Here is a 9589-nt window from a genome sequence, read left to right as displayed (position 1 = left end):
GGCAGGCCGTCGGCCATGTGTGCGACCTGTTCACCGATGAAGAGTGCAACAACTTCTTCAAAGCGGCGGGGTACCAAGCCGATTAAACGCGACATGCTCTAAACAGGGCAATCCGGCACACGCGGGCGCCAGGGCCGCGCATCGCGGGACCGTATCCGCTCGTCCCTTGCGAAAGGGCCCGCCGCGCGCTGTCTCACACGCCGGAGCGGGTCCCGGCGCTCTCGGCAATCCGGGCGAGCGGGGCAAAGGCCGCGGGCGCCGCGGCAAGCACAGACCCACCCCCGGTCAGCATGGCCTGCATGTCGAAAGGCGCGGTGCGACCGCCGGCCTCCGCCACCATCAGAATGCCGCCAAGACAATCCCACGCGTTCATGTGCGGCTCGTAGTAGCCCGCCAGTCGCCCCATGGCGACGTCCGCAAGCATCATCGCGCCCGATCCGTTACGATAGAAGACGCCGCCTGCATCCAGCAGCCGATGTATCAGCGCCGCGATCTCGTGCGACGGTGTGCGGTGGCTGGCCCCGATGGCGGTCATCGCACCGGTGAGCGCCATGTCTGCCGGAATGTGCCGCGCCACCCCGTTGCAGCGAAAGCCCCCGCCGCGCAGCGCGTCGAACAACAGGTCGGGCACGGGCACATAGGTCGCCGCGGCGACCGTGTCGTCATCCTGCACCAGCGCGATGGCGACACACCAATGCGGCAGGTCCGACAGGAACGGCATGGTCCCGTCGATCGGATCGATCACCCAGGTAAAGCCGCTGCGCCCTTGCGTGGGTGCGTGTTCCTCGCCCATGATCCCGTCATCGGGAAATGCGGCGGCGATACGTGTACGAACCAGCGTTTCAACCTCGCGGTCGGCACGGCTGACCACGTCTTGCGGATTGGCCTTGGCCTCGACGATCAGCGCGTCGCGGTCATTGAACATGGCAAGGGCCGCGGCACCGGCTTCGCGGGCGATGTCACAGGCCAGTTCATGGCGGGCGCGAACGGGATCGGTCAAGGTCGGTTCCTTTCTGGTCGTTGGGGCACAAGGCCCGGTCGGGTCGGACGGATCACCCCGCCCGGTTCAACGGACGACACAGCGCTTGCGCCGGGTTCGCGGCGCGGCGGCATGGCGTGGCACGGCACGGGGGCGCTGGCAAACTCACCCCTACGCCGTGGAAACCGTGCAGGCCGGTCCATCGGGCGCATGTCTCGCCCCAGCGCCGCTTTGATGAACCCTGACTGCCGACAGGGCAGAGGGGCACAGGGTCGCCGGACGGGCCGGCGCCACCGCGGCAGCGGTGGCCGGAACAAGGAAGGAACGCTACCTTCCCGCGCTTGCCCGCGCGCAGGAGGCATCGCGCGCCGTGCCGCTGCACGTCCGGACGATCCAAGAGCGGTTCAGGTGTCCCGGCCGCCACGGCAACAGGCCCATCCTGCCGCCGGCGGTCAAATGATCGCATGGCGCATCCGGGCCGATACCCATTCACTCAGCACGACCGTGGCGAGGATCAGAAGCAGGATCACCGTCACCTGGCTCCAAGCAAGCGTGTTCAGCGACGCCTGAAGCTTCAGCCCGATGCCGCCCGCACCGACAAGCCCCAGGATCGTGCTCTCGCGGATGTTGATGTCCCAGCGGAACACCGTGATCCCCCAGAACGCGGGCATGATCTGCGGCACGATCCCGTAGGACAGGACCTGCGCGCCACTGGCGCCGGTCGCGGCCACGGCTTCGATCTGACGGGCATCGGTTTCCTCGATCGCTTCGTAAAGGAGCTTGCCGACGAACCCGATGGACCGCAGCGCGATGGCCACGATCCCCGCCAGAAGTCCCGGCCCGATGATAGCCACCAGCAAGAGCGCCCAGATCAGCGAGTTGATCGACCGCGACGTGACGATCACGAACAGTGCGAAGGGCCGCAGGATGCGGGCCGATGGCGTGGTGTTGCGCGCCGCCAAGAACGCCACGGGCACCGCCATGATGACCCCGCCAAGCGTGCCCAGCGTGGCGATGTTGATCGTGTCCCAGAGCGGCGCCCACAGTTCCGGCAGGTACGACCAGCGCGGCGGCATCATGCGCGACCCGATATCGGCAGCCTGCCGCGGGGCGTCCTGCACGAAGAACCAGATCGTGTTGGCGGTCATCAACTGCCAGCACCACACGAACAGTGCCACCAGCGCAGCCCAGCCAACCCACAGCGCGAGCCGCGCGCGCGGCGTGCGGTGGGACCAGACCTGGCTGAAATGGGTGATGCCGTTCATTGCAGGAACTTCCGCAGATAACTGGACCCGTATTCCGCCACCATCACGATGGCGATGATGATCAGCAGGACCGCCCCCGCGCTGTCATATTCATAGCGGTCGATGGCGGTGTTGAGCGTCGCCCCGATCCCGCCAGCGCCCACGATGCCGATCACGGCACTTTCACGGAAATTGATGTCCAGCCGATAGAGCGACAGGCCGATCAGCCGCGGCATGACCTGCGGCTGCACCGCGTAGTTGACCAGTTGCAGCCACGAGGCGCCCGTGGCGCGGATCGATTCGGCCTGAGCCTCGTCGATCTCCTCGATATCGTCGGCCAGCAATTTCGCGATGAAGCCGATCGTGGCGAAGGACAGGGTCAGGAACCCCGCGAAGGGGCCGAAGCCGAACATCGCCACGAAGAAGATGGCGATGATGACCTCTTGCAGCGCGCGGCTCACGGCGATGATCGCGCGGCAGACGTAATAGACCCATGGCGGCGCGAGGTTCCGCGCGGCACCGATGCCGATGGGCACCGAGATCGCCACGCCCACCACGGTCGATGTCAGCGTCATGGTCAGGCTTTCGACCAGACCTTGGCTGATGTCGCGCCACCGGCTGGTGAAATCCGGTTGCAGGAACCCCATGACGAAGCGCTGCCCGCGTTCGAGCCCGTCATAGACGCGCGCCCAGTTCACATCGACCGTGCCGATGGCGAGGATCAGGTAGACGACGATCCCGATCTGCACCGCGATGCGCCAGCGACGATCCTTGATGATCTGCGGCGGGCGGCGCCAGCGCGTGGGATAGGCGGCAACGGTCATTGCGCCAGAGCCGCGATGCGGTCGCGTGCGTCGGCCTCGGCCTTGGCCTGTTCGTCGTCGCCGGCGCGCATGGCGTTCCAGTCCTCCTCACCGTAGATCGTCGTCAGCGCGTCATGGGTCAGCTCGTCCGGCGTGCCGTCGAATACCACCCGGCCCGCGCGCAGGCCCACGATGCGCTGCATGAACTGCTGCGCCAGCGGTACGTCGTGAATGTTGACGATGGCGGGCAATCCCCGTTCGGCGCAGATTTCCGTCAACAGCCGCATGATCTGCCGCGATGTCTTTGGATCGAGGCTCGCGGTCGGTTCGTCGACCAGAAGCAGCTCAGGTTCCTGCGCCAGCGCCCGCGCGATGCCGACCCTTTGCCGCTGCCCGCCCGACAGCGCGTCTGCGCGGTTGTCGGCCTTGTCCATCAGCCCGACCCGGTCGAGCAGCCGGAAGGCGTTCTGGATGTCTGTTGCCGGGTATTTCCGCAGGAAGCTGCGCCAGAACGGCACATAGCCCAGCCGCCCCGACAGCACGTTCTCCATCACGGTCAGACGTTCGACCAGCGCGTATTCCTGAAAGATCATTCCGATGCGGCGGCGCTGGCGGCGCAGGTCGGCCTTGCCCAGCCGCACGAGATCCACGTCGCCCAGCATGACCTTGCCCGCCGTCGGTTCCACCAGCCGGTTGATGCAGCGGATCAGCGTGGACTTGCCAGCCCCGGACGGGCCGATGAGCCCCATGATCTGGCCTTCCGGCACGGTCAGGGTCACGTCGCGCAACGCGGCGTCGCCGGTCTTGTATGTCTTGGACAGGCCTTCGAGATGCAGCATGGGGGCTCCGAAAAACAAGGGCGCGGGCGACCGGGGCCGCCCGCGCCGGAATGTCCCGAAGGATCAGTTGCAGTTGTAGACGACGCCGTTGGCCTCGTCGATCGTGCGGATCACGGACCAGTCGTCCTGGAAGCTGATCTCGATGAACTGATCCTCGCCGTTGCGGCCGAATTCTTCGGCCAGCGCGCTGCCTTCCCATTCGAAGGTGAAGAACGCTTCGCGGATCGCGTCCTGCAATTCCGGCGTCAGGTTGTGGGCGGTGCCGTAGCCTGTCGTCGGGAAGGTCTGCGAGGTATAGATCGTCACCAGCTGGTCCGCGGACACGACTTCCCGGTCGATCATGCGGCCCTTGACCGAGTTGGCGATGGACGCCGCAAGGTAATCCTTGTTGGCGACGCCGAGGATCGAGTTGTCATGCGCGCCCGAGAACGCCGGTTCGAAATCCTCGCCTGCGACCATGCCGAACTCGGCCATCAGGATCGCCGACGGCGCCTTGAAGCCGGAGTTCGAGGTTTCCGAGGTGAAGGCCATCGACTGACCGCGCAGGTCCTCGACCGTCTCGATGCCCGAATCGGGATAGGTGATGATCTCCATCTCGTAGCCGAACGACCCATCCTCGGCGGCCATCATGGCAAAGGGGCGGAAGCCCGCGCAGGCAACGGCCAGCGGGTTCGACCCGGTGTTGAAGCCGGCGACATGCAGACGGCCCGCGCGCATCGCCTCGATCTGGGCCGCGTTGGACTGAACCGGGAAGAACTGCACATCCTTGCCGGTCACTTCGGCCATGTGGTCGAGAAAGCCCTGCCAGACCTCGGCATAGACTGCCGGGTCCTCGACGGGCGTGTAGGCGAAGATCAGCGTGGACGGATCGACAAGCTGCGACGGATCGGACGGGATGTCTGCGATCAGGTCCCCATCCGCGTCGGTGAAGCGGTCGTCCAGCGTGAAGGCCTGCGCCGGCAGTGCGATGGCAAGAGCGGCGATTGCGGTGAGAGTCGAGAGCGTTTTCATGATGTCCCCTAACGTGTCTTTCCCATGGCGCGGCCTACCCACGTTCCATGACAGTCTTGTGAAAGTCAAAGCCCCGGTTCCCCATGGTCATCGACCTGCGTCCGGCGGGATCTGCCCTTGATCCGGCGGATCGATGGATCCCGCGGGCGCGGCGTGCCGGTGCTGTGGAACCGTGTCCGCGCCCTTGGTCGTGGGCAGCCCGCCATCGTACTGGACCATACCTCCAAGGGGTCAACCGACCAGGGCTGGCCCGGTCTGACCACGACCATTTCAGGTGGGATGACGGAGATGCCCTTGGCCTGCACGAGGGGCGACCGCGCAGCGGAGGTGCCTTGTCCCATTGTCCCAGCCGCTGCAGCACAGGCCGCCGCATCGGATCTCGCTGGTGCCACGTCACGGGAACACATTGCCACCGCTCCGTCGCACGGGCGTAGCTCAGCCCGGCGACCGCCGGCAGCGAGGTGTCCGGTTCCTCGTTCGGCCCGGCCACAGGGCCAGGGCAGGACGCGCGATCCGGGAAACCCTGATCGCCATGGCATGGGAATTTCCGGGCAAACCGGAAATGAGCGCCCACCCGAGACGCCCCGCGGTCAGCGGCCTGCCGACGCGGATCGCGACCTTCAGCACGTCGAGTTCCGCCGCCATGGCACACACGGGGCATCAAGGACATGCTCCTCGTCCCCCGTCGACGCGCCGCTTGACGAGATGACGGCAGCATGGGTCCGGGGGGCGTCGCAGATCGCGGCACGGGCCAGTGCCGGGTCGTCGGGCGGCGAGCCCGTTTCCCGAACAACTTCCCCCATGAGCCAGGCCGCATCGTCGGGCCGCCCGGCCTGCGGCGGGATGGGGATTTCCGTCCCCGCCAGCCGATAAGACAGCTCCCCGTTGAACAACCCAGCTGCGACCAGCGTGTCCAGATCGTGGCCGCGATCCGCGATCAACCGTCCGTCGACGCCGCGATCCGGCCGCGCCAGAGGACGTGCCTGTACCTGTGCGCCAATCTGGCTGACGGCGTTGATGAACAGCGTGCCGTCGCACGCGGTTCTTGCTTCGCAAGCCCGTGTGATCGTTTGTCTGGCTGGGCCCGCGGCGTGGGGCTCGACAGCGCCTGCTGGCGTTCCATGGCGCGGCCCTGATATGAAAAAGGGCCGAAGCGGTCCCGGCTCCGGCGCCGCATGGAAGCGCGCGCCCTGCCAACACCGTCGCGCCGTCGCTTGGGCGTTGCATTGATGCGCAAGACTGTCGTCCACTAGAAGGAGAGGTCCGCTCATGAAACACATCCAACTGGCACTCTTGGCGTCGGTCGTTGCCACGCCGCTCCTGGCGCAGGACACGCGCGAAGTGGACGCCCATGTCCACGGCGTCAGCACGCTCGAACTTGCGGTGGAGGGGAGCGTCGTCGAGATGCACCTGCGCGCGCCCGGCATGGATATCGTCGGATTCGAGTACGCGGCGCGCACCGACGCGGACAAAGACGCCGTCGCGGCGGCGATCCGCGTGATGCTTCTGCCCGAGAATGTCGTCACGCTGCCGGATGCGGCGGAGTGCCGCCTGACCGAGGCCCTTGCCCGGCTGCATTCCGGCGATCGTGACCATGGAGAGAGCGAAGACCACGACCATGGCGAGGAGGCGACGCACGCCGAGGAACAGGACCATACGCACGGGGAGCACGCTGAAGACACGCATCACGGCCATGGCGAGGGCGCGGCGCACAGCGAGTTCCACGCCAGCTACACCTTCGACTGCGCCCATCCCGAAGAGTTGACGACTGTCGGCTTCCCGTTCTTCGACCGCTTCGAGAACGCGCAGGAGATCGCGGCGCAGTTTGTCACGCACGCGGGTGCCGGAGCCGCCGACATAGGCCGCGATGCCCCGGAACTGACCCTGGACTGACCATGCCTGAACCCGCCGTTGCCCTGACCGACATTGTCTTTTCCTGGCCGGGCCGGGCCGGGCTCTCGCTTGCCTGTCCGACCTTCGGGATGGCGCGGGGCGAAAGCGTCCTGCTGATCGGCGCGAGCGGGTCGGGAAAGTCCACGCTTCTGTCGCTGGTCTGCGGCATCGTCGTGGCCGACGGGGGCAGCGTCGCCGTCGACGGGACCGACATCGGGGCCTTGCGCGCGGGCGCCCGCGACCGGTTCCGCGCCGAACGGATCGGCGTGATCTTCCAGCAGTTCAACCTGCTGCCCTACGCGCATGTCTCCGACAACATCCTTCTGCCGCTGCACTTCGCGCCCGAACGCAGGGCGCGCGCCGGTGACGCGGGTCAAGCTGCCGCGCGCCTGTGCGCCGAACTCGGTTTGCCGCGCGATATCCTGACGACGCAGGCGGGGCGGCTGAGCGTCGGGCAGCAGCAACGCGTCGCCGTGGCGCGCGCCCTGATCGGCGCGCCGCCGCTGATCGTCGCGGACGAGCCGACATCGGCACTGGACGCCGCGACACAGGACACGTTCCTCGATCTGCTCTTCCGCCAGACGGAGGCGGCAGGTTCGTCCCTTCTCATGGTCAGCCATGACGAACGGCTCGGCGCGCGCTTCGACCGAGTGGTCCGGATCGAAGATATCGTGACAACCGAAAGCCGGGCCGCATGATCCTCCGTCTCGCCATCGGGTCGCTTCTTGCGCGGGCGCTCACCGTCGGCATGACGGTGCTGGCCATCGCGCTGTCGGTCGCCCTGTTCCTTGGGGTCGAGAAGCTGCGCAGCGGGGCGCGCGCAAGCTTTGCCGACACGATTTCCGGAACGGACCTGATCGTTGGCGCCCGTTCCGGGTCGGTGCAACTCTTGCTCTATTCCGTCTTCCGGATCGGCAACGCGACCAACAACGTGACCTGGGAAACCTACCAGGACATCGCCGCACGGCCCGAGGTGGACTGGATCGTTCCGATCTCGCTTGGCGACAGCCATCGCCAGTTCCGGGTGATGGGCACGACGCAGGGCTTCTTCGCGCATTACAGGTATCGCAGTGGCAGGTCGTTGGACATTCCGGATGGCCACGGGCTGGAGGATCTCTACGACGCGGTGATCGGCGCCGATGTGGCGGCGACCCTCGGCTATGCGGTGGGCGATCCGATCGTCGTGTCGCACGGGCTTGCGTCCTTCGCCGCGCATGACGACCAGCCATTCCGGGTCGCCGGGATCATCGCCAAGACCGGCACGCCGGTGGACCGGACGGTGATCGTCAGCCTTGAGGCCCTCGAGGCGATCCATGTCGACTGGCAGGGCGGCGCGCAGATGCCGGGACAGTCCACGCCGGTCGAGGTCATCCGGACGATGGACCTCACGCCATCGGCCATCACGGCGGCACTGGTTGGGGTCGAGTCGCGGTTGCAGATCTTCGGATTACAACGATGGATCAACCAGTATCCGGAGGAGCCGCTGCTCGCGATCCTGCCCGGCGTGGCACTTGGCGAATTGTGGCAGATCGTCGGTGTGGCGGAAACGGCGCTGCTGGGCGTGTCGGCCATGGTCGTGGTCACGGCGCTTCTCGGGATGGTTGCAATGATCTTCTCGAGCCTGAACGAGCGGCGGCGCGAAATGGCGATCTGGCGGGCGATGGGCGCGCGCCCGGCCACGATCCTCGGACTTCTGGTGCTGGAGGCCATGCTCATGGCGGCAGCGGGTGCCGTTCTTGGCCTCGCGGTCGTCTATCTGGGCCTTGTCGTGGCGCAGCCATGGGTGGATTCGGCGTTCGGCATCTGGCTACCGATCGAACTGCCGGCCGTGCGGGAGCTTTGGGCTCTCGCAGGTGTGATCGGGGCCGGGGCACTTGCGAGCCTGCTGCCTGCTCTCCGGGCCTACCGCCTATCGCTCGCAGATGGCATGATGGTTAGAACATGAACACAGCCCTTCGATTCACGCGCCGCCGGTTCGTGCTCTCCGCCGGGGCAAGCGCCTTGATGCCGTTAAAGGCGATGGCGTCGCCGTTCCGGGAAATCACGTGGGACGACCTGATCCCGCCCGGTGTGCCCTATGCCGAAATCATCGGCGAAGGCGAGATCGATGAGCTGAACGATACGTGGGCGCCGATCTTCGACGAGAACGCAACCAAGCTGAACACGGCGCTGGACGGCGTGTCGGTGAAGCTGCCAGGTTTCATCATCCCGCTCGACACAGGCGCGAAGGGCGTGACACGCTTCGTGCTGGTCCCTTACGTGGGCGCCTGCATTCATGTGCCCCCACCGCCACCGAACCAGTTGGTCTTCGTGACGACCGAAACGCCCTGGCCTTCGGACAAGCTGTGGGACGCGATCTGGGTCTATGGTCGCCTGAGCGCGAGCCTGCAATCGACCGAGATCGCCGAGATCGGCTATCAGATCGCGGCAAAAAGGATCGAGGTCTACGAATGGTAACGCCCAGTCCCGGTCGGCGACAGCGCCGAACCGGCCTGCCGGAAACGACCATGGCCCGCCGTCGCACAGCCCGTGCCACCTTGGCGGCAGGCATGTGGTGTATTCCCCGGCGATAGCGGTCTGGGCACGCCCTTGCAGGAAGCCGCGAAACCCGTCGGCGCTTTCCGCATCGATCACGGCGGCACGCAGGTCGCCGTCGGGCGGTCGCCGTCGGCCTTTGTCCGGACGCGCCGCAGACAGCGCACCGCCCGGCAGGGTGTGTTGCCCCGTGCCGTCCTTCACCTCCGGCACTTGCATTCCCGGATCGGGGCTGGGCCGCTTGACCAGCGCCGCGGCCGCGCCTGCACGGCCTTGCATGTCTTT

At 66.7% G+C, this 9589-nt stretch carries 10 protein-coding genes; 4 read left to right on the top strand and 6 right to left on the bottom strand.

What is annotated here, in order from left to right; all coding sequences use genetic code 11:
• Positions 1 to 193: 193 nt before the first annotated feature.
• The 6 genes from DDE13_RS08790 to DDE13_RS08765 all read right to left on the bottom strand — a co-directional run bounded on the left by DDE13_RS08790 (position 194) and on the right by DDE13_RS08765 (position 5817).
• Complete coding sequence (locus DDE13_RS08790) at positions 194 to 1000, bottom strand: inositol monophosphatase family protein (protein WP_111403519.1); 807 nt, start codon at positions 998 to 1000, stop codon at positions 194 to 196.
• 431 nt (positions 1001 to 1431) lie between these two features.
• Complete coding sequence (gene phnE, locus DDE13_RS08785; RefSeq protein WP_111403517.1) at positions 1432 to 2244, bottom strand: phosphonate ABC transporter, permease protein PhnE; 813 nt, start codon at positions 2242 to 2244, stop codon at positions 1432 to 1434.
• On the bottom strand, positions 2241 to 3047 hold the full coding sequence (phnE, locus tag DDE13_RS08780) for a phosphonate ABC transporter, permease protein PhnE (protein ID WP_111403515.1): 807 nt from the start codon (positions 3045 to 3047) through the stop codon (positions 2241 to 2243). The genes phnE (DDE13_RS08785) and phnE (DDE13_RS08780) overlap by 4 nt, the downstream gene beginning before the upstream one ends.
• Entirely contained in the window at positions 3044 to 3865 is an 822-nt protein-coding gene (gene phnC / locus DDE13_RS08775) for a phosphonate ABC transporter ATP-binding protein (protein WP_111403513.1), read from the bottom strand. The genes phnE (DDE13_RS08780) and phnC overlap by 4 nt, the downstream gene beginning before the upstream one ends.
• Positions 3866 to 3928: 63 nt before the next feature.
• Positions 3929 to 4876, bottom strand: coding sequence for a phosphate/phosphite/phosphonate ABC transporter substrate-binding protein (phnD, locus tag DDE13_RS08770; RefSeq protein WP_111403511.1), 948 nt, complete (start codon positions 4874 to 4876; stop codon positions 3929 to 3931).
• Between the two features lie 620 nt (positions 4877 to 5496).
• Positions 5497 to 5817, bottom strand: coding sequence for a hypothetical protein (locus tag DDE13_RS08765; protein WP_111403509.1), 321 nt, complete (start codon positions 5815 to 5817; stop codon positions 5497 to 5499).
• A 328-nt stretch (positions 5818 to 6145) separates the two neighbouring features.
• Here DDE13_RS08765 and zrgA point away from each other — a divergent pair, with 328 nt between their 5' ends.
• The 4 genes from zrgA to DDE13_RS08745 are packed head-to-tail and all read left to right on the top strand — an operon-like array spanning position 6146 to position 9226.
• On the top strand, positions 6146 to 6769 hold the full coding sequence (zrgA, locus tag DDE13_RS08760) for a zinc uptake protein ZrgA (protein WP_111403507.1): 624 nt from the start codon (positions 6146 to 6148) through the stop codon (positions 6767 to 6769).
• Positions 6770 to 6771: 2 nt separating this feature from the next.
• Positions 6772 to 7467, top strand: coding sequence for an ABC transporter ATP-binding protein (locus DDE13_RS08755; protein ID WP_111403505.1), 696 nt, complete (start codon positions 6772 to 6774; stop codon positions 7465 to 7467).
• The gene (locus DDE13_RS08750) at positions 7464 to 8714 is read left to right on the top strand and encodes an ABC transporter permease (RefSeq protein ID WP_111403503.1); all 1251 of its coding nucleotides are present in this window, start codon (positions 7464 to 7466) and stop codon (positions 8712 to 8714) included. Before DDE13_RS08755 ends, DDE13_RS08750 begins: the two co-directional genes overlap by 4 nt.
• On the top strand, positions 8711 to 9226 hold the full coding sequence (locus tag DDE13_RS08745) for a DUF3299 domain-containing protein (protein WP_111403501.1): 516 nt from the start codon (positions 8711 to 8713) through the stop codon (positions 9224 to 9226). The genes DDE13_RS08750 and DDE13_RS08745 overlap by 4 nt, the downstream gene beginning before the upstream one ends.
• Positions 9227 to 9589: the final 363 nt, after the last annotated feature.

Source organism: Meridianimarinicoccus zhengii (assembly GCF_003254465.1).
GTDB lineage: Bacteria > Pseudomonadota > Alphaproteobacteria > Rhodobacterales > Rhodobacteraceae > Meridianimarinicoccus > Meridianimarinicoccus zhengii.
Note: the sequence above shows the minus strand (reverse complement) of the source record. Positions and strands in the feature narration are given on the sequence as shown.